Origin of the sequence: Rudanella paleaurantiibacter (genome assembly GCF_009184635.1) — a bacterium.
Classification (GTDB): Bacteria; Bacteroidota; Bacteroidia; order Cytophagales; family Spirosomataceae; genus Rudanella; species Rudanella paleaurantiibacter.
On the sequence record NZ_WELI01000001.1, the window covers coordinates 39,073 to 62,032 of the forward strand.

Consider the following 22,960-nt stretch of genomic DNA (forward strand, 5'->3'; position numbering starts at 1 on the left):
AAAAAGCGAGATTTTGGGCGGTTTTGTAGGCTAAAATGCGTAAATTGATAGGTAATCAAACCCAACAAATACGCAATGGATTACCGAATTTTACTACGCATTGAGGCTGTAGCCAACGGGCATACAGACACCCTTACACTCGATAATCTACATCTGACGGAGCTGCCTGACGCGGTTTTTGATCTGCCCCATTTACGGGTGTTGTCGGTACGTGGTTTTGGCCTGCAAAGCCATCAGGGGATTATTAGCTTGCTTGAGAAGGTACCTGCACCTGGTTCGGCTGAATTGGCTGAGGAGTTGAAAAAACAGGAGGAGGATCTGCAAAACGAGCTGAAAATTCCCCGGCAGTTACGCAGTCTGGACGCCCGAATTGGGCAATTAAAGTCACTCGAAGTGCTCGACCTGGGGTACAATCAACTTGACTATCTACCCGATACACTCGGTGATTTGGTGAACCTTCGGAAGCTGATTGCCCGTAACAATCTACTAAGTAGCGTACCGGCTTCGCTAAGCCATTTGCCCAAGCTAGAGTTGCTGGATATTCGGCATAACCCGATTACAACCACGCCTGAAATACCACGACTGGTGGTGTACGAAGAACAGAAAAACCATTTTCGGCTACAGAAGAATCTGGCTATCAAACAAAACGATTTTGAGCTGGCATCGTGGTTTTATAAACAGGAAACACAGTTCGGTCTGCATATGTAAAGCATAGCGAGACGGAAAAGTTACACGACCCATTTGGAAACTTGACCGTATCTTTGCGGGTTTACAACCGTATGATACAATCACCCCGCGAACTCACGCATCTGCTCCGGCAGGGTAAACTCATTGGCCTGGCCGACGAAACGGGCTTTTCCGTTGCCGCTGACCCGCAAAACGACGCGGCCGTCGCCCAATTGCTTCAGCTTCAGTTTGAGCTGGGTACGCCGTATCTGCCAACAATTCTGACACAAACCACCGAGCAGGTAGGAATGTACGTGGTCAGAATGCCCGAAATCGCGTTCGATCTGGTCGAGTTTGCCCGAAAGCCTCTGACCGTCTTGTATGAGCAGGGCAAAAACGTGGCTCCTGTGTTGCTCGAAAAATCGCCCGAGATTGCTATCCGGCGCTCGCTCAATGCCGATATTCAGCGGTTTCTTGGGGGCTACGGAAAAGGGCTTCTGACACTTCCTTTCGAAACAAACACACTACCGGCGCAAGCGCAGGCTGCCATTGAGGGGGGCATGGGGCAGGTGGTGTCGACCATTCAGAAACCGCAGATCATGCGGCTCGGATTCAACGGTGAGGTCGAGTTTATCCGGCGCTAACCGCTGATCAGTCATTGCTTATGAATTTCTCGGAGACACTCCATACAAATCCTATTTTTGAACTGATTGTTCAACAGGCCGACTCCCTGGGTGTACCGGCCTATGTAATTGGCGGCTACGTGCGTGACCTTGTGCTGAAACGGCCTTCCAAAGACATCGACGTGGTGTGCATTGGTAGTGGCGTTGAGCTGGCCCGTGCGGTAGGCTCGGCATTGGGCGTACCGGTCAACGTGTTTCAGAGTTTCGGCACGGCCATGCTCAAAACGGCCGATGGCCTGGAAGTTGAATTTGTGGGTGCCCGGCGCGAATCGTACCGGGCCGATTCGCGCAAGCCGATTGTGGAGGACGGCTCGCTCGAGGATGATCAGAATCGGCGCGACTTCACGATCAACGCGATGGGTATTGGTCTCAACCGGGCCAACTATGGTGAGCTTATCGACCCATTCGAGGGCTTGAAAGACCTCCGACGTAAGGTGATTCGGACACCCCTTGGCCCCGACATTACATTTTCCGACGACCCCCTGCGCATGATGCGAGCTATCCGGTTTGCGGCTCAGTTGAACTTTGATATTGAGCCCGACACGTTTGATGCCATCACGCGCATGAAAGACCGGATGGGTATTGTCTCGGCCGAACGCATTGCCGACGAACTGAACAAGATTATCATGGCTCCCACGCCGTCGTACGGCTTCAAGCTGTTGTACCACGCGGGCCTGCTCGACCTTATTTTCCCGGAGTTTGTTTTGCTGCGGGGGGCCGAGTTTGTGGATGGTAAAGGGCATAAAGACAACTTTTACCATACGCTTCAGGTGCTGGATAACGTAGCCAACCGGACCAATCCGGCCAAGGCTGCCCCTGATCCCGAAACCGAACTTTGGCTCCGTTGGGCGGCCGTACTTCACGATATTGCCAAGCCGGCTACCAAACGGTTTGATAACCGGGTGGGCTGGACGTTTCACGGGCACGAAGACCTCGGTGCGCGCATGGTGCCGGGAATCTTCAGGAAGCTCAAGCTACCACTCAACGAAAAAATGAAGTACGTGCAGAAGCTCGTTCGGCTGCACCTACGCCCCATTGCGCTGGTCAAAGAAACTATTACCGACTCGGCCCTGCGCCGGTTGCTGGTGGATGCGGGAGAAGACCTTGACGGGCTGATGGCCTTGTGCCGGGCCGACATCACCTCCAAGAATTACGAGAAGGTGCAAAAACACCTGCGTAACTTCGATAAGGTGGAGCGCAAACTGCACGATTTGGAAGAACGGGATAAACTACGCAGTTTTCAGCCTGTAATTACCGGTGAGCTCATTATGGAAACATTCGGGCTGAAGCCATCACCGGCCATTGGCGAGTTGAAAATGGCCGTTCGGGAGGCCATCATCGAGGGTACGGTACCTAATACACTCGAAGGGGCCATGCCGTTTTTACTCGAAGAAGGCCGTAAGCGAGGGCTGGAAAAAGTGAGCTGACAAAAATTAAAAAGTTAAGAGTTGGAGGATCTCAATCACCAACAACTCAAACATTTACTATCTATCTGGAGCTATACCAATGAATAACAATCAATTTCGTCGTTTTTTCGGCGCGGCCCTGACCATTATCGGCACTGTAGTTGTTTTGTTTGCCTGTGTGGCCTTTTTGTCTGACGGGAAGCCCGTGCTGGGTATGAGCATCAGCAAAGGTGAATCGGCCGCTCCCTTTATTGTGGGAATGATTTTCTTCCTGTCGGGGGTGAGTCTGGTTCGGGAGTCGTAGTAAAGAGTAATAAACGATGAGTGATGAGCCTGCTGACACAAAACCATACTCTGGCGTCCGCAAACTCATCACTCATCATTTTATCACTCATCGCTAATAAGTCATTGTCTTCGGGCTGTCAGAAGCCAGCTATAGGTGTTGCGGGGAACGGGCAGACCGTCGGGCAACAAGTGCAGGTACATCAGGTGGAGGTGCGTGGGTGAGCGGGTTTTGTAAGCATTGTACCCCGATCGCCCCATGGTGGCTAGCTTTTGCCCTGCCTGTACCCATTGGCCGGGCGTAACATCAACCACATTGTTGTGGGCGTAATAAAATAGGCCGTGCATTACCGGGTCGTACACCCAGATCCAATTGCCACCCCGGTATTCGCTGCCGGGTTGCCAGCCGGTTTCAATGGCCAATACCAGCCCGCTTGTCATAGCCAGAATATCAACGGGTTGGCGTGAGCGGTCGTCGAGGCAATCCTGATTCGTATCGCGAATAAAAATATCCTGAGCCGGGTGGCTACCCCGCACGTTATAATCGAACAGATCAAATCCTTTGCCCCGATAGCCTTCGCCGTGCGTTCCGCCAATGGCGCTGGGGCCATAACCCCGCAACGGAAACACAAAATAATTGCCCGAGCGTTGCAGACTGTCGAGCGACACACTGTCGGCGGGTGTCAGGGTATCGGCACCCATAATAGCCCCGGCCGAGGCCCCATTGCCCGCAAACCGGGCCTTCAACCCGTTCATAATCTGGCTGAACCGAAGTCGTGCTTCGGATGGAGTGACCGTTTGCTGCCGAATCTCGACGTAGAGACCCTGAAATTGCGTGCAATAGCTGTATAGGGTAGCTTCGGCCGGAGCACTGGTTACCGCTTGTGACGATGCCACGTTCACCCCTCCCAAAACAACTGCTGTCACAACGCCCCAAAACCGCATAAGATCACCTAAACGAACTTTCACCGAACAGATTACTTGAATGAAGGGCAAAAGTACGGAAAAAGTAGAGCCGCAATATGTTGCGGCTCACGGGCGGTAGGTTAAGCTCGCGATTACGGGCCCGTTTTGCTGATGCTTGTGAGCCGCCCGTTTTGCTGACGCCTGTGAGCCGCAATATGTTGCGGCTCTACTCGGGGCACGTAATCTTGTAAAACGTGTAACTGAGGGTGATGGCCGTGTAGGTGTAGCTGTCGTTGAGGGCGGGGTTCCCCGATGCCAGACGGGGTGCACCGGCGGCTTTGCCCAGCCCGTCGAGGTCGTCGTTGCGGGTGAACCGGGTGCCAAACTCGAACCCAATGCTCCAGGGCCGTTTGATCTCGTATTTCAGACCAACGCCCAAGGGGTACATTACCCGGGGGCCGCCCTCGTTGCGGGGGCTGTACGACATATAGCCTATTCCACCAAACACGTACGGCGACCAGTTTTTAACCCGGCGCAGCATTTTGAAGTCACGGAAAAAGTATTCCATATCTACGGTAGTCTCTCCAATGCGGGTCCGAAACGAGCGGTTGCGGGCTTGCTGAAAGGGATCGCTGCTGACCCGGTCTTCGGCCTTGATACCGCCCATGGCAATACCAGCCCGCATGGAAAACGACCGCGTGAAATTGTACCGGAAAAACAGGTTGCCGGCGGGCCGGTAAAAACGTGGATTCAGACTCGGCGCCAGATCGCCTTTGTAGAGCATCCCGCCCAGCCCCCCGCCCAGTTCAACCTGTTGGGCATGGGTAGCAAGGGCCATCAGCAGGAGCCCCATAAAAAGCCCGACCGTGGTTAGTCGGGCTGTGTGTTTACTATTCAGGCAAGCAGGCATGCAGATTGAGAGTCGACCTCTTCACAAAAAACAATGAACGCAAAACTATAAATGACGTTACCGAATCGGTGGGCACTTGATTTTACCCGGAATGGTATAGATGAGCTGAATTTGCGTGAGCAGGTACCCATCCGACAAAATGCCTTTGGCTCCCCGGGTTGTGGTTGTAAACGCATTGGGGTCGTTCAGGGTCAGATCCGACAGTTTGGGGTCGCGGTCTTTGTTTTTGCGGGCGGCAAACTGTTCGGCCCGGCGGTCGGCCATGGCTGCCGACAGGCCCGATAAGGTGCCGGTTGCGGCATAGGGGCCACCTACGTCGTCCAGATAGTCGGAGAAGGCGTAGCGGTAACCCACTTCAGCCGCAATCGTAAAATCGTCGTTGTACTTGTAGCGTACCCCAAACCCAACGGGTATAGCCAGCGTCACAAGGGAATATGGCTTAGGGTAGTTAGGTTGTCCCTGTCCCTCGGTGCCCAGCGGTTGCAGTTTGACCCAAACGCGGCTATCATCTGCCTCGGGTGTGTTAGGGTCGTCGTAACCCACGGGGGTGCGGGCTTCAGGGCTGTGGGCTATCAGGGCTAACCCGGCAAATACGTAGGGCGATACCTTGGCGCGTTGGTTTGAGTTGCGGCCGTCCGGGCGGAATTTATAAATCCCCGTCAGAGCAAACTCTTTCAGGTCGTTGCGGAAGTGCAGGTTCCGGACGTACTGCACCGGGCCACCTCCATTGCCTTTATTAAACGTGTAATCATCACCGGCAATTCGTGCCCAGGTGAAGCCAGCCCGGGCGGCAATGCGGGGCGTAAAGTGCCGGGTGTAGTGCAGGCCGGCATTCCAGCGAAGCATGATAAACGTAGCTTTGGGCGCAGCCCGGTAGCCGGCCAAATCGCCGTAATAGCTGGACGTACCTACGCCTACGCCGACTTCAGAGTACGGGGCAAATTGGGTATTCGGTCGGCGTTGCGCCATACTCTCCTGAATGCCCGCGCTCACTAACAACGCCGACAAAATACCCGAGGTCAATGCGTGTATACGCTTCATATATTGAGGATAAAACCACTACGAACTGATTATCGACCGAAGTCGACTATTTCCGAAACGGCTATGAACTGAATTTTATTGAAAATCTCGCACGAAAATTATGCCAAAGGGATAAGGAGGTAGGAGTGAGTAGTGAGGAGTTGCTCACTCCTTCAATTCCGAATATCGAAGCCCCAGTTGAGTTTACTGCGCAGAGTGTTGAGGAAATTGTCGTCATTGAGCTTGACAAGCCGAGCCGAAAAGTCGGCTTTCTGCACACTCAGGCGGGTCGAAGCATCGACCGTGCGCGAGCGCGAGTCGAGGGCGACCAGGAAATTGCCACTCCGGCTCGAAACCTCAAACGAAAGCTGGCAGGAGTCCATCACGACCATGGGGCGCACGTTCAGGTTGTGCGGGCTGATGGGAGTGATAATGAAGTTATTTGTGTGCGGCAACAGCACCGGTCCTCCGCAACTGAGCGAGTAACCCGTTGATCCCGTGGGGGTTGATATAATGAGCCCGTCGGCCCAGTAGGAGTTTAGAAACTGCCCGTCGAGGTAGGTATGCACCGTAATCATCGACGACATTTCGGTGCGGGTAATCGTGAAATCGTTCAGGGCGAAGGGGATACCCTCAAAAATATCCTTGTCGGTTTGCAGGCTCACCAGCGAGCGTTCATCAATCGTGAACTGCCCGTTTACAATGGCGTGGAGCATATACTTGATGGCCGTAGGGGCCACCGTTGCCAGAAACCCCAGCCGCCCAATGTTGATCCCGACAATCGGGGTTTGGCGGGCACCTACGTGGGCAACAGCCTCCAGCAGCGTACCATCGCCCCCGAGGCTGAGCATAAAATCGGCATCAAAAAGCTCTTCGGGCGTGCGGTAGGTGGACTGGAAAGGGTGGGCAACGCCCGCAAAATTGAGAAACTCGTGGTAGCCGTGCGAAATTTGTACTTCTGCCTGTCGCTCGACCAGATCGTCGAACATGGCCTGCACGTACGGCTTTGTTTGTACGCTGAAATTACGCCCGTGAATGGCAATTTTCATGAAAAAACGTTTTCAGTACTCGGTTTTGAACCCCAACGGGAAACCGGAACTCTAAACCGAGAACTCTAAACTACGTATTAAGGTAGCGCAGCAGCAAATCGAGCCGCTCCTGATCAATACTTTCGATGGGGGCATTGGCAAAAGCCGCTTCGATGTTGTAGCCGAAGCGTTCGAGGGTCGAAACAACCGGGCCAATATCGCGCCGGTTCAATTTCAATGTAAGTCGCGACTTGTCGGGCATGCCGTAAGCCGCGCTGCTAAAATAGCTGCTGATTACTTTCGTGTTGTTCGACTCAATCAGGCGGCTAATTTCAGCCAGTGAATAGTCGCGCTCGTCGATGCTCAGAATCAGAATGGCCCCGGCCTCGGTCATGCCCAGCTCGTTGGCGAAGTTCTTGAGTAGTTCGTTGACCGATACCGTACCCATAAACTCCTTGGCGTCGTTGAGCACGGCCAATACTTCGAGCCGGTGCTCAAGGGCTACGCTCAGCAGCTCAAGGGCGTGCTGGGTTTCGTAGACGTACACTTGCTCAAACAACCGCATCACTTCCGAGAGCGGGCGGTCTTCGTCGGCCACGTCCATCAGCACATCTTCCGACAGCAGACCTTTGTACTCCGTCTGATCGGTCAGCACCATCTGGCCGATGCGGTGTTCCTGCATCCAATTCAGAGCCTCCCCGACGGTGTCGGCAGGCTTCAGCGCTGGCAGCATGGTATCGATCAATTCAGCAGCAAGCATAAAGGGCAGAAACAGCTGGAAAAACTGTATGAGGGAAAACTAAGAAAAAGTCGTCAGAGTTTCCAAAAGGTTATTGTAAAAGTTAGCAGACCCACACAGTCGTTGCCGAAACGTAGGATTTTGGTAAGGCCTGATTGAATGCTATCCGGTGTAATGCATACCGAAGTTACATCGTTGAATGGCCCGACCAGTCTTGTTTATTCAACGTCGTACGGGTAGCCCACCGTATGTCAGGCGGCCAATTCGCGCAGGGCTTTCACGAGCGTATCCAGCTCGGCGGTTGTGGTGTACAGGTGTGGCGTCACGCGAACCCCCTGCACATTAGCTCGCTCAATGCCCACCGTCCAGATTCGGTATCGGTCGAACAGGGTTTTGGCGAGGTCGGTGGGTTTCATGCCGCGAATACCCACGTTGGCAATGCCGCACATCCGGGCCGGGTCGGCGGGGGTGTTGACGATGACGTTGGGTACCGATCGCACCTTCGAGGTCCAGTACGCTTGCAGGTAGCGCAGTCGGGCTTCCTTGCGGGCAATCCCAATCATCTGATGAAACCGAATGGCATCGGCCAGAGCGAGGTCGGTATGTACGGGGTGGGTGCCGGTATGGTTTAGTTTTCGGATGTCATCGTCGGCAAAACCCGCATCGCCAAACATAGGCCACAACCCTTTCACCTTGTCGCGCCGAACGTAGAGCATACCGGCCCCAAGCGGGCAACCGAGCCACTTGTGCAGGCTGCTGCCGTAGTAGTCGCAGCCGAGGTCGGGTAGCCGAAAATCGAAATGCCCAACGGCATGTGCCCCGTCGACCATGACCTCTACGCCGTGCCGGTGGGCCATATCGGCAATTTTCCGAACGGGGAGTATCTGACCCGTAATATTCACAATGTGACAGAGCATCAGCAGCCGGGTTTTGGGCGTGATCGCCTTTTCGTACAGGCGCACCAGCTTGTCGTCGGATTGCGGGTGGTTAGGTAGCTCCACTTCCCGGTTCACAATGCCGTACCGCCGGGCCTGCTGGGCAAACATATCGAGCATGGCACCGTAGTCCTGCACGGCCATCACGGCCTCGTCGCCCCGTTTCCAGTCGATACCCGAAATCACGGTATCGAGCGACTCGGTGGTGTTGCGGGTGATAATCAGTTCGTCCGACGAGCAGCCCACCACCTCGGCCAACTGTTTCCGCACGGCCAGTTTATCGTCGAACTGCCGGGTGCGCATGTAGTACGACGAAACCCGGTTCACCGTGCGGGCGTGGCTCACCAAGGCATCCATCACCTCGTTGGCGGCCAGGATGTAGTAGCCGTTTTCGAGGTGGATAAAGTCATTGGTGACGGTAAAATGTGACCGTAGGCTTTCCCAGAAGGCTTCTTCGCGGGCTACAGTGTCGGCCGGGAGCCCCTCTATGGTTTGGAGTAGGCTATGGAGGGGGGTAAAGGGCAGAGCCGCAAGGCCCGTGAAGGAACGGAGAAAGTCGCGCTTGGTCATACGTGCCGTTTCCGTAGGCATGGGGCTACGGAAACGGCTGTAAATAACGGAATTTAGGCAGAATGGGCAAGGCCGTGTCAGGGCGTTGCACTACTTCATTTTACCGAAGTATAAGGAGAGGTTTAGCCCGCCAAACGAACGTTTGTCGTTTAGATTTCCAAACGCAGTCAGACCAATGCCAATCTGCTTTAACGACGCCATGTAGCGTATTTCGGCCGGAATGCCTATCGTTTTGTAGCCTACATATTCGTGGACTCGACCAGTGCCCATCAGTGGGTCAGGGTCGGTGTACAGATACTGCCCCCGGAAGTTCCCTTTGATGTACGATAGCCCTGCTGCGAATAAGAATTTGCGGACCCGTCGGCCGTACAGCAACCCTAACTCCTGCGTTTTAATACCCGGTTCAACGGCTGGTATAAACTCTGCATCGACTACGTAGCGCCCCACAAGAGCACTCTGTGAATTCTGGGGCTCAAAACCAACGGCTAGCATCCCACTGGCATAGGTTGCTTTACCTAAGCCCGGACTGACCCAAAAGCGGGTTGGTATGGTTTGCTGAGCCAAAACGATATGCTGAATCGGGTACACAAACAAAACGATCAGTAGCGCTTTGACTCTCATTATAACGTAAAGTCTTGGGGTGTGAGGGGTGAGATTCATTTCGCCAATAAAAATGCAATGTATACGTTTTCAATAGTTTGTTGAATAGTGACGTAATATGAGTTATGGATAAAGGCTTTACAAGTAATTGGTTTGTAGATAGTTGCTGACGCGGAGGGCTTCGACAGCCATTTTCAATAATTCACGTTAATGTACTGTGTATAAAGATTCAATGCCGGACCACCATCGACCTGTTTTAGCCTGGCGGATGGACGGGAGTTTTCGGGGGGCAGCAATCTAACTTGCCTCTCGGTCAGTTTCGGCAAGCGCCCGCAGGCAATCGGCGCAGAGGCACCCTTCGTAACGGGCGGCAATGTAGGTCCGTTGGGCAGGGGTGAGAGGCACAGCCGCGCATTGGCAGTTATGGATGGTGGCGGCCCGGCATGCAAACGGCCGGTGGCAACGTGGGCAGCGGGTTGGTTCGTCAGCGGGCATGGGTCTGAAAGATTGTTGGATGGGGTAAAGATATACCGTAGCCTCACTCGGTGGGGCTGATAGCGAAACAATGCGGCCCACCAGCGTGCCTATTCATGGATAAGTAAGGCTATACACAACTGGCAAAGCCTGACTCTGCTGGAGTCAGGCTTTCTTTTTGCCTGGCGCGGGCCGGTTACTTACGAGAGCGGGGGCGGTGGGGGGGTGTGCGGAGCCCCGGCCGGCCGGGAGTTGTCGTGCGGGAGCGGAATAAATTCGGCGTTGTCGTTGGGAGGCAACGCAATGCGGCCCGCTTCCCAGTCAGCTTTGGCTTGCTCAATCCGGTCCCGGCGCGACGATACGAAGTTCCACCAGATAAATCGCTCACCCAGCGGCTCTCCGCCAAGCAGCATAAGCGTGCAGGTTTCGTGGGCCACCAGTACCGGGTCGATGCCGGGCGTAAACACCAGCAACTGACCCACGCCGTACCGATGTCCATTGACCTCCACGCTCCCTTTGGCCACATACGCCCCCCGTTCGGCATGACCGCGTGGCAACCCGAACCGCGTACCGGCCTCTAACACCACATGGGCATAAAACAGGGGCGAGTGCGTTTTTACGGTGTTGGTGAGCCCAAAGGCGTCGCCCGCAATCAGGCGCATCCAGATACCCTTGTCCGTAAACACGGGCAGAATATCAGGTTGATAGTTTTCAAAAGTGGGCGCACGTTCTTCGTCGGCTTCGGGCAAGGCTACCCACGTCTGAATCATCTCCAGCTTGCCCCCGGCCAGCATGGCGGGGTCTTCGAATCGCTCAGAATGGGCAATGCCGCTGCCGGCCGTCATCCAGTTCACCTCGCCCGGCCGGATCACCTGCTGTACCCCAAGGCTATCGCGGTGGGTCACCTGCCCATCGAACAGGTAGCTGACCGTAGAGAGGCCGATGTGCGGGTGTGGCAGCACGTCCATGTCGGCCACCCGGTCGGGCATGATGTTTACCGGCCCGGCATGATCCATGAAAATAAACGGCCCGAGCATCCGCCGGAGCCGGTAGGGCAGAATCCGCCGGACACTAAATCCGTTGCCAAGTGAGGCCGCGCGGGCGTCGATGATCTGATCGAGCATAGGGTGTGTAGTTAACCAATTCGGACCGATGTCATGGTGAGTGAACCACCCACGGCCCGGTCATTGAAAAACGATACGGCGTCTTTGCCCGTCCGGAGGCCGAGCGTGTACAACAGGGGCAGGTAATGTTCAGGCGTTGGAATAGCGAGGGCTCCTTCGCGGCCGAGGCTGCTGTAATTGATCAGGGGCTTTACGTCGTTTTGGCTGATGAGTTGCTTAAACGTATCGTTGAGGCTGATGGCCCAGTCGTAACCGTAGCTTGGTTCGTTCAGTTTGTCCCAGGCCACCATACGGAGGTTATGCACCATATTGCCGCTGCCCATAATAAGCACGCCTTTTCGGCGGAGCGCGTACAGCTCGCGGGCCAGGTCGTAGTGGTACTGCGGCCCTTTGGTGAAATCAATGCTCAATTGAAGCACCGGAATAGTGGCTTGTGGGTACATATGCCGCACAATGGTCCAGGTGCCGTGGTCGAGGCCCCAGTCGTGACTCAGCTCTACGGGTGTCGACCGGATGAGGGCGGCCGTCTCCTTCGCCAGTGCGGGGTTGCCGGGGGCGGGGTACTGCACATCGAACAAGGCCTGCGGGAAACCCCCAAAATCATGAATGGTCTGGGGTTTGTCCATCGCCGTGATTTTGGTGCCCCGCGTAAACCAGTGGGCCGACACCACCAGCACCGCCTTCGGAGTCGGAATCTCGGTTGCCATCTGTTTCCAGCGTCGGCTGAAATCGTTGTCTTCAATCCCGTTCATGGGCGACCCGTGGCCCACAAACAAGACGGGCATCAGGGTTTCGCCTTCGGGCAGTGTATCGGTAAATTGCTCGAAAGCCGATAAGGTGTTCATACCAAGGGCTCCGGTCAGGAGCGTTTGCAGAAAGTGTGTACGTTTCATGGTGGTCTACAAACACAACAGCGTAGCCCCGCCAACTGGTTCGGGGCTACGCTGTTAAGGACTAATTCAAACGCAACCAAGTAGAGCAGAATTAAAAGTAAAATGAATAATGTAAAATGTATGATGAAATGGCCGATTGTCAGTAGGTAGTACAATTGTTCATTTTACATTGTTCATTCACTTATGTACTATGACGTGATAGAACGCGGATAATGCGCATCGGGTCGATGTATGCATTCCCTTTATTAATCCGCGTATATCAGCTCAATCGGTGTCATCCGCGTGCCAATTCCTGGCCGAACGCGCTTACAACGGTTTGCCCAGGGCCAGTTCGAGCAGCTCTTTGTCGGGGTTGTTTTTCACCTGACACGTATTGTCGAACAGCATGGTAGCTCCGGTTTGCGGGTTGTACGCGGGCCAGTTGGGCAAACCCTTGTGGTTGGGGTTGCCGGTACGCGCAAAGGCCACCCAAGCCCGACTCATGCGGTCGGCGAGCAGATGAGCCTCTTTGCCTCCGCCCGTCATTTCTTCGCACCGGCTGATGTTGTCGAATACAAACGGCAGTTCCATGCAGTGCATCGATTTGTACATGCCGTCGTTAACGGGCGAAGCCCAGCTAAACAGGTACATATACACGGGCGCGGCATCGGCCACGGCTTTTTGGTTGGCCTGCCGGATGGCACCCGCCCGGAAATTGATGTCCACGTCAAGGTAATCCGAGGCTTTGGCGGTTTCGGGGTACGCTTTCCGAACGGCGGCCATATAGGCATCGGTTTTGTCGCCCATCCGCTTTTGCAGGCTTGCTTTGGCGTTGTTCAGGTCAGTTTCGCGGTTAGCGGGGTTAAACGGGCCAAACTCGGTTTTGGTCGAACCCACCAGCAGCGGAATGGTTTTAGCCAGTTCGCGGGCGGCTGCATCGCTTGGTTGGTAGGGGAGGAACAAGCCATCCAGTACCGGCCCCCAGCCCAGCCCAAAGCCCGAACGCTCCTCCGGTTTGAGGCTTTCGTTGACCTTGCGCAGGGCGCGCTTGCTGGCTGCACTCAGACGCTCATACGACATCGTTTGCAGCGAATCGACCTGCGAAGGTTGCAGCTTCAGCTCGTCGAGCATGGCGGCTCCTACTTTCTGGGCCAATGCCCGGCTCGTGAAACTGCTCAGGTAGCTGCCGCTTTGCACAATCGCTTTGTGAAACAGCCCTTTGGCCGACGGTGCGTTCATGAGCGTAGTCACTTTGCCACCCCCGCCCGATTGCCCGAAGATGGTGACGTTGTTCGGGTCGCCCCCAAACTGAGCAATGTTTTGTTTCACCCATTGCAACGATGCCAGCAGGTCGAGCATACCGGTGTTGGCGGAGTTTTTGTATTTGTCGCCAAACGACGAAAGGTCCAGAAAACCCAGTAGGTTGAGCCGGTGATTGACCGTCACGACGACCACATCGCCTTTTTTGGCCAGATTTTCACCATCGTACGACGGCAACTCTACCGACGATCCGGCCGAGAACCCACCGCCGTGGAACCACACCAGTACCGGCCGGGGCGCTTTGGCCGCCGTCAGTTGGGGCGACCAAACGTTCAGGCTCAGGCAGTTTTCGTTCATGTAGCCCCAGTTGTGCTGAAACGAGAACTCAATTTCATCATTGACCGTGGTGGTGGGGTCGATGGGGCAAACCGGCCCGTACGTTGTAGACGAGCGCACGCCTGTCCAGGTATCGGGTTTGGTAGGGGCCATAAACCGCTCTGCTTTGGCGTACGGAATGCCCTTGAACGTGTAGGTGCCGTTGTGAACATAACCGCGCACCTTGCCCGACTCGGTCGATACCACGGCTACGTCTTTACCCGCTACAACGGGCGTAGTGGTTTTAGGGGCTTGCGCCGTAGTGAGCAAGGGCGTAGCCAGCGCGGCCAGCCACAAAAGGGTTTTGGAGAACTGCATAGGAATTGGGTTTGTACGTGAATTCTGAACTGTTTTAGGGGCGACTCATGGTTTTAAACAGGAAATCGAGCGCGGCACTGTCGGGCAGGGGATGGGCACCAATTTGGGTATCGAGCATCAGCACCTGTTTCGACCCTACCGAGTACGCGGGCCACGTGGGCAGGCCCGTGCCGTTGGGGTTGCCGGTACGGATAAAGTTGGCCCAGTACGCCGACATTTGACGGGCCAGTTCGTCGTCGGCTGGTTGCAGGGGGCGCAGGCTTTTGTCGATAAACCGCAGATTATCGTAGGCGTAGGCCACCTCGCCGGTATGAAACGCGCCATAGTGGGCGTACTCACCCGTAGCGGGTACTTTCCGTCGGAACCGGTACACAAACACGGGCTTTCCCTGTCTGCTTTGCAGGTTAGCCCAGGCGTAGTTTTGCGCCCCGAAAATCATATCCCGCGATACCCGCATCTGCGAGGTAGCCGCTTCCGCGTCGGTGTTGGCGGGGTAGTGCTGCAGAAAATCGGCCGCGTTAGGGCCCTGCTGTTGCTCAATCTGCTTCCGGTACGCTTCGGCTGTCTGGGGTGGCCCAAACCGCATCCCTTCGTCTTCATTCCAGCCGGTCAGCAGGACCACATCGTTTTGCTGGCGGGCGGCAAAAATGGCCGGAATCGGTTGGGGAAGCACGTACCCGTCTACAATGGGCCCGCGAGTGCCTGCTGCCTTCTGGATAATCTGACTCGCTGGCAACGCCCGCAGGTCGGCCAGGGTGGTGGCTCCGAGGGCCTGAGCCAGTTTCACTCCACTTTCTTCGGCCTGTTGTAAAGAAGGGCCGGGCGCAGCCATGTTGGCCCCACTTTGGGCAATCGCTTTCTGGAAAAGCCCTTTCGCCAGCGGAGTGGCTACCAAACAGTTTACACTCATCGACCCGGCCGATTGGCCCGCGATGGTAACATTGTTGGGGTCGCCCCCAAACTGAGCAATGTTTTGGTTTACCCACCGCAGGGCCGCTACCTGATCCATCAGGCCGTAGTTGCCCGATGCCCCCCGGCCCGACTCGCGGGTGAGTTCGGGGTGGGCAAAAAAGCCGAGCGAGCCTACCCGGTAGTTGAAGCTCACAAAGACGATGCCTTTGCGGGCCATCGCTTCGCCGTCGTAAATCGGTACCCCACTACCCCCGCTGTTGAACCCCCCGCCATACACCCACACCAGCACCGGCTGTTTCGGGCCCGACCGGCGTTGTGTCCAGACATTCAGGTAGAGGCAATCCTCGCCTATGGGTTCTTTCGGAATCAGGTACTCGGCACTCCACGGGCCAAACGGGGCCGGTACGCCCTGCACGGGACTCGGCCCGAAGGTGTCGCACCGGCGCACACCCGTCCAGGGTTGTACGGGCTGCGGGGCTTTCCAGCGCAGATTCCCCACGGGCGGGGCCGCAAACGGAATGCCCCGGAAAATCTGAACATCGCCCTGAGTGCTGTGCGTGCCCGAAATCCGGCCACCGGTTATGGCAACGGGGTCCGTATCGCGGAGGGCAGGCCGGAACGCCAGCGCAGCCGCTACCACAAGCAGGCTTCCGAGCAGGAGCATGAATGATTTTTTCATCGGTCTGATTAGGGAATAAGCACCCCGTTGGCGTTTAGGATTTTGCTGAAGAACAGAACCTGATAGGGCAGGGCGTTGTCCCAGTACTCCCAGGTATGGGCGCCGGGCCGTTCGAGGTAGTCGTGCGGGGTTTGGTTGGCTACCAGTTGGCGGTGCAGGTCGCGGTTACCTTCAATCAGAAAATCATCGACCCCAATATCAAGCATCAGGGGTAGCTTGTTGGCTTTGAGCCGGTCGGCCAGCGTAACCATCGTGTAGCCGGGGTAGGGGGAGTCGCCCGGTTGGGGTGGTCCCAGCAGCCGGGCCAGGTTGTCGGCCCGCGATTTGGCAAACTCGGCCGGCACTTTCCAGGTGGCCGTGTTGATGTTCATGACTCCGCTCATGCTCCCGGCGGCCGCGTACAGCTCGGGGTGGCGGCTCGATATGAACAGGGCACCGTGCCCGCCCATGCTCAGGCCCGCAATCACGCGGCCTTTTTTGTCGCGCACGGTGCGGTAGCTGTTGTCAATCTTCTCGACCAGCTCTTTTGCGATGAACGTCTCAAACTGACTCGACTTGACGAGTGGACTGTCGAAATAATAGCTCGTGGGGTCGCCGTCGGGCGTGACAATGATGAGGTTGTATTGGTCGGCGAGCCGGTGGAGCAGGGTTTTGTCGGGTGTTTTGGTGAGCCAGTCACGGAAACTGCCCGAGCCACCATGCAGCAGGTATAGGACCGGAAAGGGCCGGGCGTCACGTTTTTTGGCTTTCACGTACCGGTCGGGCAGCACCACAGCCGCCCGCAATGTGCGGTTCATGCTGGCACTTGGCACATCAATGGTATCTACTTTGGCCGCCCATGCCGACCCCGCCAGTAGGAAGGTCAAGGTCAGGAGTAATAGTTTGGCAATTGGTTTTTTCATGGGTTCTTGGTGTATTGTTTTTGGTTTTTGTGAAGGAGTTTTTTGCAGATCAATAGGTCATGTTTTCGGTTTGTTGGGGCTTCTACCAAAACCCTCCATCGGAGCGCTGGTCACCATAAACCCAAAACTTCAGTACTGGACCTTCGGACTTCAGACACTGGACGTTAGACTTACTACCATTCTGTAGGGATGTCTAACGTCTACTATCCAACATTTAATGTCCAGTACAGAGACCCAAAACAAAAAACGATAAACGAGCTCAGGGCAGCAGCGTACCGTTGGCGCGGAGGATGTTGCTGAAAAACAAGACGTGGTAAGGCAATGAGTTTTGCCAGTAATCCCAGGTATGACCACCGGGCCGTTCGGTGTAGTCGTGCTCCACTTTGGCGTACACCAGCCGACGGTGTAGCTCGCGGTTGGGCTCAATCAGAAAATCGTCGACACCACAGTCGATGATCAGTTTCTGGCCGTTTGCCTTCATCCGGTCTACCATATTCACCACCGAGTTGGCCGCGTACAGGTCGGGCGAAGCGCCCAGCGGCCCCAGAATCCGGCTGAAGCCGCTTTCCACGGCCTTTTCAAACTCTGGGTTAATGCGCCAGTTTTTGTAGTTCAGGTCGAGGGCACCGCTCATGCTACCGGCCGCGCAGTACAACTCTGGGTGCCGGGTAGCCAGGTACAACGCACCATGCCCGCCCATGCTCAGGCCCGTAATGACCCGGCCTTTGCGGTCGCGGATGGTGCGGTAGGTGTTGTCAATTTTCTCGACCACTTCTTTCGAGACGTAGGTTTCAAAGAGGTTGTCTTTTTGGACCTGACTGTCGAGATAACCACCCAGCCGGTCGCCTTCGGGCATCACAATGATGAGGTTGTACTGATCGGCCAGCCGGTGCACGGCCATTTTGTCGGGTGTTTGCTTAAGCCAGTCGCTGAATTGGCCTCCACCCCCGTGCAACAGGTACAGCACCGGGAAAGCGGTTTTGCTCCTGGCTGCCGATTTGTACGATTCGGGCAATACTACGGCCGCCCGCATGGGCCGTTTCATAGCCGCACTCGGAACGTCGAGTGTGTCGGCCTGCGCGCACCAGCCCAGCAGGGGCAGGCACAGAAGCGCGAGTAAGGTAATAGACTTTTTCATAGTTTCTGCTTAGATAGCCACCCATGCACCTACGTGTAGCCGCACCGGCCCAATCAGGCCCGCTTCGAGCAGGGGGGCATTTTTATCGTAATGTTTCCAGGTTGTAAAGGTCACGCGGCCGTCGGTGGGTTTGGGCTTGCCTTGCTTGTACCAGTCGGGTAAGGCCTGGATAGCCCCGTTCGAGAGACTGGCAAACCCGCCCGCCCCGGCTCCGGCCGTAAAGGTGTCGGCATCGGGTAATTGAGCGTCGCCAATGAGCCGATTGGGCCAGCCGTTGGTCACCCTAACATCGAGCGTATTGGCCCCTGCTTTCAGGGCTTCCGTAATGTCGAGTTGATACGGTCGTTTCCAGAGCGTACCGAGCTCTTTGCCGTTCACGCGCACTTCGGCGATCACTTCGACCCGTCCTAAATCGAGTATCACCCGGCGGTTAGCGGCCAGGCTTGCTCCCGGCACATTGAACGTTTGGCTATACGTGGCCGTCCCCGAAAAGTACCGCACACCCGGCTCCGAATGCCGGTGCAACGACATCAGCTGGGGCAGGGTAATCTGGGCCGGTGCCCCCCGATTGGCCTGAAAAGCCACCGTCCACGGGGCCGTCAGCTCAATTGGTTTGGGTAGCCCTGATACATTGAGTGCTGTGCCGCGACCGTCACTGTCACGGAGGGTATACCGACCATTTTGCCAGATTAGCAGTCCGGCTTTTTCGGTTGTGGCTATGTCGATGAGCCGCCTTTCTGACGGGAGGGGCGGTACGCCAGCCGCAGCCTGTGCGATGCGTTCGGGCGCGAGGGCTGCGGGTGTGAGTTGGGGCTCGGTCATGTCGCCGTTGTAAAACGAAGCCCCATCGCTTAGTTGAGCCTGACCGAGAGCCGGGTGGACAATGGCCGTGCCTTTTTTGCCTTGTTCAATCAGCTTGCCATTCACGTACACCGCGGGGGCACCGTCCTGATACACGACGGCCACGTGGCTCCAGCCCGAAATAGGGGTGGGTGCTGCCAGTACGAGCACGGGTTTGCCCGCGCCCCGTTCCCAAACGGCCACCCCGTTGCGCCCGACCGTGAGGCCGCAGGTAGCATGACCCGCACCGTATAGGGCCTGCCCCGAAGCCGGGTAAATGGCGTAATTGTCGGTCCAGGGATCGGCAATGCCTTCCATGAAGTTGCGGGTCGTGAGCATGATATTCAGCTCAGGCTTGGCCCACAAACTAAGGGTAAACGTATTCGTCACCGACTCGTACGGCCGGGCCGGTTGAGTAATTGGGGGTTGTACACTCAAAATGGGCGTTTTGCCCGCCAGCACCGACTGAATGCGTCGGGCCGGGGCCGCCGACCGAAATACCACAAAGACCGAGCCCGACGGCCCCAGCGTAAGCGGTACCTGTACCCGTCCGTCGGCGAGGTCGTACACGCCCACAGGGGTAATGGTACCCGTGTCGGGGTCCCATAGTTCGGGCTGTTGGTTGGTAACCCGGAAACTGACCAGCAGGCTCTCGGTGGTTCGGCGCTGATTGGCCAGAAAATAGACCTCCGCGTTGTCGATTTTCCGGTGAATAGCGGTAACCGGGGCGGCACCTGTCGACGACCAAACCATGACGTCGGGTGTAATGCCTAGTTTCGAGAGTAAGTCGGCGAGGGGTTGCGGGCTAAACACCTGCCCTTGCCCCAGCCGATTTGGGGTAGCGGCACTTGCCGACCCCCAGATTTCGGCTACCAGTTGCCCAAATTCAATAGCGGCATTAGGTCCCCCGCGGAGGCCCAGCCACCGCTCGGGGCGGTTGCCAACTACGGTCAGCCCCTGCCGCACCAACTCCTGTAGTTTGCGGAGTAGCGCCAGGCTCATCGCCTTCGTATTTTGTAATACCAGTACCCCGTAACTCAGTCCGTCGGGTAGGGTCAGGCGGTTGTTCCGAACGCTGGCACGGGTCAGCAGTGTTTCGCCGTTGATCAGGTCATAATCGTAGCCGATGGGCGGGGGCGGCACGAGGTTTTCTGGGTTGATAAGGGCGTACCCATTGCCATCTTCACCCGTGAAATACGCAATGTCGGCCACAAAAAGGCCTTGTTGGAGCAAACTCTGGCACCGCGACAGGTAGCTGATCCAGGCTTTGGCGGGTTTCCACCAGGTATTGGTCCGGTCGAAGTGAATGCCCCAGGGGCCCATAGTCATGCCGGGCTCGGCGGTGGGGTGGGGCTGGTGCGCGTACCGGTGAAAAATAACCCGGTTAAGTCCTTCGGTAAAGAGCTTATCGCCCAGGGCCTTCATGGCAAACGGGTACTCCTGCCACCGGGCCGACTCGGGCTCGGCCGTGAAGGCTTCGGCACCCACCACCTGAAAGTCGCCAATGCGCTGCCCGTTGATATGGGCAATCGACGCGGCCAGTTTGGTGGTTCGGCGCATGGTCCAGTTGTTCTGAAAAATGCTCGATAGCCCGTTCCAGAACTCACCCATGTTCACATCAACCCGCGCCCCAATCTGCATCTCTTCCATGGGCCCCCGGTCGTAGGGCTCGGTGTACGAAATAAGGTTGTGCTGATGGCAGAGTGAAGTGAATTGGCCGTAATAATTGTCGGCGATCAGGTCGGCCTGTGTCCGGCGAAAATCCCACAAAAACCGCTCGGTATCGTCGGCAGAGCCAACCACGCGACCTGTCAGCGCCGGAAAATAGCGGAACAGCGGGTAGCCGTTGCGTTGCCCAAAGGTCAGCTCGAACCGGGGTGTCCAGTTTTGCATACCCACCTCGTAACTGTCGATCAGCAAGCCCACCTTGCCAGCCTTAGCCAGCGGTTTGAGGGTAGGCAAGAGCTGCTCCATCATCTTGTTGAAATGGAACGTGATGGCCGTGGCGCTGAATTTATCGCATTCGAGACCCACGCCCGTGTCGGGTGCCGATCGGTTGAGACTACCGGTAGGGGTGTAGCCCAGGCGCAGGATCGTCCAGCGTCCGGCGGGGGCGTCCCACGTGAGCAGGCCGTTTTTATCGACCCGGCTAGTTAGGTCAATAATCGAGTCGGGCGCAATAATCGACTCGGCCGGAACGGTGGCCGTTTGGGGTTGCATACCGGCTACCCCGGCAAAGGTATAATTAGCTTTCTTGCGCCAGTCGGTCAGGCGGGTAGCTCCCGAAACACTCAGCTGTGCCAGCCGGACAGGCGCGGCCGCCGACAGCCGGATGTGCCGGGTCGATGTTGCCCCGAATTCCAGCACCGTAACCCCATCCGTCAGGCTTCCGGTGGTCAGCTTCCGAAACAGCGTACCGTCGTCCGAAGCCTCAACCGTCACGGCCGGCCCTCCGCCAAAGCCCCCGCCCCCCGTGCCCATGCGGCTCCCCGCAAAACTTACCGAACGGATGGTGGCCGCCGATTTGAGGGCTATTTGCAGGTAGGTGGTGGGCGTATCGAGAGCGATGCCGGTAGTTAGCTGAGCGGCTGAAATGGGCTGGGTACCGAGTGTTAGCGATTGGGCCAGTTTATCCAGAGCGCCTTCGCCCGGCAGGGCCGGAAACGCCACCACGGCTACATCCTGATAGAAATCCAATTTGGCCGCTGGGTTAGGAAGCGGTACTTGTATAGACCCGCCCCCGGTAATGCCCGTTTCGCTCCAGGTGAGCTGTTGCATGGCCAGTTCGGGCGTAATCCACGGCCCTCCACTCGACGACCAGCCGGGGCAGTTGTGCATAGTGAACTCAAGCCCCAGCCGTTCGGCTTCGCGAATGGTGTGTTCTTTGAGGGCCAGCCACTCGGGGCTCAGGTACTGAACCGGGCCTTTGGGAATACCCGTGCCAGCGTCGAAATTCTGAAACCCACCCAGCCCGATTTGCTGCATGGCTTCCAGATCGAGCGTGATTCCTTCACGGGTTACGTTGCCGTTCATCCAGTGCCACCAGGTTTGTGGCTGGGCCGTATGCGGAGGGTTCTGAAACCGATCAACGAGCGTGCCGCTCTCGGCCACCTGCTGCCCAAATTGCACCAGACCGCGCGGGGTAATGAGCGCGACAAGGCCCGCCGTTGAGGTTTTTTTAAGAAATTGTCGACGTTTCATCAAAAAGGCATTGGATTGGGCTGATAAACCATCCTGGGTCCGTTGCTTACGGGTAAGTAGACCGATTGTTTATCTTTACGTCAAAAGTACGTAAAGGTGCTATTCCTCCTGCCTTATCCCTCCCTTAATTGTAAAATTTTATGATGGATTATAATCAACCGACTAAAAATTTCCAGAAAGAGGTCGCCGAACAGTGTATCCGTTACCTGTCTATCGACGGGGTGATTTTTGGTTTCCATCAGAACCAGCTTAACGTGCTGCTCCTGCGCTGGAAAGGTACTAATGAGTGGTGCCTGCCCGGTGGTTTTATCCGGAAAACGGAGTCGGTCGATGAAGCGGCTGAGCGTGTGATGCAGGAACGGACAGGCCTAAACGAGCTATTTCTGCAACAATTTCACGTATTCGGCGCGGTGGTTCGGTACGATCAGGACGCCGTTTGGCGCAAAATCAACCTGAACGTCGACGCTGATAGCTGGTCGGAGCGCACCATTTCGATTGGTTACTATGCCTTGGTGGAGCACTCAAAAGTGGTGCCTACGCCCGATTTCCTGACCGAGGAGTGCCGTTGGTGGCCCCTCGACGAAGTGCCCGGCCTACTTTTCGACCACAATCACATAATCGAGGTAGCGACTCGGGCGTTGCGCCGTCAGCTCAACGATCAGCCCATCAGCCACCTCCTGCCCGAGTCATTCACCATTCCTGAGCTGCAACGGCTGCACGAAACGATTCTGGGCCACCCGCTCGATGCCCGCAATTTTTACAAGAAGATGATGGCGTCGGGTACGCTCGAACGGCTGACGGAGCGCCGGGCCGGCACCCCGCACAAGGCCCCGTATCTGTACCGGTTTACACGAAGCGAAAGCCAGGCTTGATAACCTTTCTTATTCGTTCAGTCAGGCCACCCGAATTACTCTGTTCGGGTGCTTTGTTGTGGCCAATTCTTACTTGTTTGTATATAATACCCTATTTTTTTATACAAAAATAAATAGACTATACTTGCAGAACTGATGTCGTATCTGTCTAACTATTAGCCAGTTATGTTTATAGACTTAAAGTGTATTTGTAAGCATAACAGTATACGGTAACGAATACGAGCTATGGCAGATCTGAGCACGACAAC

At 56.2% G+C, this 22,960-nt stretch carries 20 protein-coding genes; 5 read left to right on the top strand and 15 right to left on the bottom strand.

Annotated elements, in window-relative coordinates; all coding sequences use genetic code 11:
* Window positions 1-75 precede the first annotated feature (75 nt).
* From F5984_RS00180 to F5984_RS00195, 4 genes are all read left to right on the top strand, one after another.
* Complete coding sequence (locus tag F5984_RS00180) at window positions 76-708, top strand: leucine-rich repeat domain-containing protein (RefSeq protein WP_152121703.1); 633 nt, start codon at window positions 76-78, stop codon at window positions 706-708.
* 71 nt (window positions 709-779) lie between these two features.
* Window positions 780-1,310 carry an L-threonylcarbamoyladenylate synthase gene (locus tag F5984_RS00185; RefSeq protein WP_246168739.1) on the top strand — a complete coding sequence of 177 codons (531 nt, stop codon included), beginning with the start codon at window positions 780-782 and terminating at the stop codon, window positions 1,308-1,310.
* A gap of 20 nt (window positions 1,311-1,330) precedes the next feature.
* Complete coding sequence (locus F5984_RS00190) at window positions 1,331-2,776, top strand: CCA tRNA nucleotidyltransferase (protein WP_152121707.1); 1,446 nt, start codon at window positions 1,331-1,333, stop codon at window positions 2,774-2,776.
* Between the two features lie 79 nt (window positions 2,777-2,855).
* The gene (locus F5984_RS00195; RefSeq protein WP_019988142.1) at window positions 2,856-3,059 is read left to right on the top strand and encodes a hypothetical protein; all 204 of its coding nucleotides are present in this window, start codon (window positions 2,856-2,858) and stop codon (window positions 3,057-3,059) included.
* Between the two features lie 101 nt (window positions 3,060-3,160).
* On the opposite strand, the gene F5984_RS00200 is transcribed toward F5984_RS00195, so the two are convergent.
* The 15 genes from F5984_RS00200 to F5984_RS00270 form a co-directional block, all read right to left on the bottom strand.
* Window positions 3,161-3,982, bottom strand: coding sequence for a M23 family metallopeptidase (locus tag F5984_RS00200; RefSeq protein WP_185155417.1), 822 nt, complete (start codon window positions 3,980-3,982; stop codon window positions 3,161-3,163).
* Between the two features lie 187 nt (window positions 3,983-4,169).
* Complete coding sequence (gene porG, locus F5984_RS00205) at window positions 4,170-4,853, bottom strand: type IX secretion system protein PorG (protein WP_317163074.1); 684 nt, start codon at window positions 4,851-4,853, stop codon at window positions 4,170-4,172.
* A gap of 57 nt (window positions 4,854-4,910) precedes the next feature.
* A complete protein-coding gene (locus F5984_RS00210) occupies window positions 4,911-5,894 on the bottom strand; it encodes a DUF6089 family protein (protein WP_185155374.1) in 984 nt (327 codons plus the stop codon).
* A gap of 152 nt (window positions 5,895-6,046) precedes the next feature.
* Window positions 6,047-6,922, bottom strand: coding sequence for an NAD kinase (locus F5984_RS00215; RefSeq protein WP_019988138.1), 876 nt, complete (start codon window positions 6,920-6,922; stop codon window positions 6,047-6,049).
* 70 nt (window positions 6,923-6,992) lie between these two features.
* Window positions 6,993-7,661 carry a CBS domain-containing protein gene (locus F5984_RS00220; RefSeq protein WP_152121712.1) on the bottom strand — a complete coding sequence of 223 codons (669 nt, stop codon included), beginning with the start codon at window positions 7,659-7,661 and terminating at the stop codon, window positions 6,993-6,995.
* A gap of 230 nt (window positions 7,662-7,891) precedes the next feature.
* Window positions 7,892-9,145: an aminotransferase class V-fold PLP-dependent enzyme gene (locus F5984_RS00225; protein ID WP_152123095.1), complete on the bottom strand. Its 1,254-nt coding sequence runs from the start codon at window positions 9,143-9,145 to the stop codon at window positions 7,892-7,894.
* Between the two features lie 90 nt (window positions 9,146-9,235).
* Window positions 9,236-9,766, bottom strand: coding sequence for a hypothetical protein (locus tag F5984_RS00230; RefSeq protein WP_152121714.1), 531 nt, complete (start codon window positions 9,764-9,766; stop codon window positions 9,236-9,238).
* Between the two features lie 276 nt (window positions 9,767-10,042).
* Window positions 10,043-10,240 (bottom strand): cysteine-rich CWC family protein, encoded by a 198-nt coding sequence (locus F5984_RS00235; protein WP_152121716.1) that lies wholly within the window; start codon window positions 10,238-10,240, stop codon window positions 10,043-10,045.
* A gap of 179 nt (window positions 10,241-10,419) precedes the next feature.
* Window positions 10,420-11,343, bottom strand: a complete 924-nt coding sequence (locus F5984_RS00240) for a pirin family protein (protein WP_152121718.1) — start codon at window positions 11,341-11,343, stop codon at window positions 10,420-10,422.
* A gap of 11 nt (window positions 11,344-11,354) precedes the next feature.
* Complete coding sequence (ygiD, locus tag F5984_RS00245; protein ID WP_152123096.1) at window positions 11,355-12,188, bottom strand: 4,5-DOPA-extradiol-dioxygenase; 834 nt, start codon at window positions 12,186-12,188, stop codon at window positions 11,355-11,357.
* A gap of 354 nt (window positions 12,189-12,542) precedes the next feature.
* On the bottom strand, window positions 12,543-14,168 hold the full coding sequence (locus F5984_RS00250) for a carboxylesterase/lipase family protein (protein ID WP_152121720.1): 1,626 nt from the start codon (window positions 14,166-14,168) through the stop codon (window positions 12,543-12,545).
* Window positions 14,169-14,202: 34 nt separating this feature from the next.
* Complete coding sequence (locus F5984_RS00255; protein ID WP_152121722.1) at window positions 14,203-15,759, bottom strand: carboxylesterase/lipase family protein; 1,557 nt, start codon at window positions 15,757-15,759, stop codon at window positions 14,203-14,205.
* 8 nt (window positions 15,760-15,767) lie between these two features.
* Window positions 15,768-16,661 (bottom strand): alpha/beta hydrolase, encoded by an 894-nt coding sequence (locus F5984_RS00260; protein WP_152121724.1) that lies wholly within the window; start codon window positions 16,659-16,661, stop codon window positions 15,768-15,770.
* A 259-nt stretch (window positions 16,662-16,920) separates the two neighbouring features.
* Window positions 16,921-17,799, bottom strand: coding sequence for an alpha/beta hydrolase (locus F5984_RS00265; protein WP_152121725.1), 879 nt, complete (start codon window positions 17,797-17,799; stop codon window positions 16,921-16,923).
* A gap of 9 nt (window positions 17,800-17,808) precedes the next feature.
* Window positions 17,809-21,840, bottom strand: a complete 4,032-nt coding sequence (locus F5984_RS00270) for a glycosyl hydrolase (protein WP_152121727.1) — start codon at window positions 21,838-21,840, stop codon at window positions 17,809-17,811.
* Between the two features lie 140 nt (window positions 21,841-21,980).
* On the opposite strand from F5984_RS00270, the gene F5984_RS00275 reads away from it, so the two are divergent.
* The gene (locus tag F5984_RS00275; protein ID WP_185155375.1) at window positions 21,981-22,712 is read left to right on the top strand and encodes an NUDIX hydrolase; all 732 of its coding nucleotides are present in this window, start codon (window positions 21,981-21,983) and stop codon (window positions 22,710-22,712) included.
* The last annotated feature ends 248 nt before the right edge of the window (window positions 22,713-22,960 follow it).

Excerpts from the sequence above, each read along its gene's own strand:
- F5984_RS00255 (WP_152121722.1), bottom strand. The coding sequence starts at position 15,759 with ATGAAAAAATCATTCATGCTCCTGCTCGGAAGCCTGCTTGTGGTAGCG.
- F5984_RS00215 (WP_019988138.1), bottom strand. The coding sequence starts at position 6,922 with ATGAAAATTGCCATTCACGGGCGTAATTTCAGCGTACAAACAAAGCCG.
- F5984_RS00260 (WP_152121724.1), bottom strand. The coding sequence starts at position 16,661 with ATGAAAAAACCAATTGCCAAACTATTACTCCTGACCTTGACCTTCCTA.
- F5984_RS00220 (WP_152121712.1), bottom strand. The coding sequence starts at position 7,661 with ATGCTTGCTGCTGAATTGATCGATACCATGCTGCCAGCGCTGAAGCCT.
- F5984_RS00180 (WP_152121703.1), top strand. The coding sequence starts at position 76 with ATGGATTACCGAATTTTACTACGCATTGAGGCTGTAGCCAACGGGCAT.
- F5984_RS00235 (WP_152121716.1), bottom strand. The coding sequence starts at position 10,240 with ATGCCCGCTGACGAACCAACCCGCTGCCCACGTTGCCACCGGCCGTTT.
- F5984_RS00225 (WP_152123095.1), bottom strand. The coding sequence starts at position 9,145 with ATGACCAAGCGCGACTTTCTCCGTTCCTTCACGGGCCTTGCGGCTCTG.
- F5984_RS00250 (WP_152121720.1), bottom strand. The coding sequence starts at position 14,168 with ATGCAGTTCTCCAAAACCCTTTTGTGGCTGGCCGCGCTGGCTACGCCC.
- F5984_RS00270 (WP_152121727.1), bottom strand. The coding sequence starts at position 21,840 with ATGAAACGTCGACAATTTCTTAAAAAAACCTCAACGGCGGGCCTTGTC.
- ygiD (WP_152123096.1), bottom strand. The coding sequence starts at position 12,188 with ATGAACACCTTATCGGCTTTCGAGCAATTTACCGATACACTGCCCGAA.
- F5984_RS00265 (WP_152121725.1), bottom strand. The coding sequence starts at position 17,799 with ATGAAAAAGTCTATTACCTTACTCGCGCTTCTGTGCCTGCCCCTGCTG.
- F5984_RS00275 (WP_185155375.1), top strand. The coding sequence starts at position 21,981 with ATGATGGATTATAATCAACCGACTAAAAATTTCCAGAAAGAGGTCGCC.
- F5984_RS00210 (WP_185155374.1), bottom strand. The coding sequence starts at position 5,894 with ATGAAGCGTATACACGCATTGACCTCGGGTATTTTGTCGGCGTTGTTA.
- F5984_RS00240 (WP_152121718.1), bottom strand. The coding sequence starts at position 11,343 with ATGCTCGATCAGATCATCGACGCCCGCGCGGCCTCACTTGGCAACGGA.
- F5984_RS00185 (WP_246168739.1), top strand. The coding sequence starts at position 780 with ATGATACAATCACCCCGCGAACTCACGCATCTGCTCCGGCAGGGTAAA.
- F5984_RS00230 (WP_152121714.1), bottom strand. The coding sequence starts at position 9,766 with ATGAGAGTCAAAGCGCTACTGATCGTTTTGTTTGTGTACCCGATTCAG.
- F5984_RS00195 (WP_019988142.1), top strand. The coding sequence starts at position 2,856 with ATGAATAACAATCAATTTCGTCGTTTTTTCGGCGCGGCCCTGACCATT.
- F5984_RS00200 (WP_185155417.1), bottom strand. The coding sequence starts at position 3,982 with ATGCGGTTTTGGGGCGTTGTGACAGCAGTTGTTTTGGGAGGGGTGAAC.
- porG (WP_317163074.1), bottom strand. The coding sequence starts at position 4,853 with ATGCCTGCTTGCCTGAATAGTAAACACACAGCCCGACTAACCACGGTC.
- F5984_RS00190 (WP_152121707.1), top strand. The coding sequence starts at position 1,331 with ATGAATTTCTCGGAGACACTCCATACAAATCCTATTTTTGAACTGATT.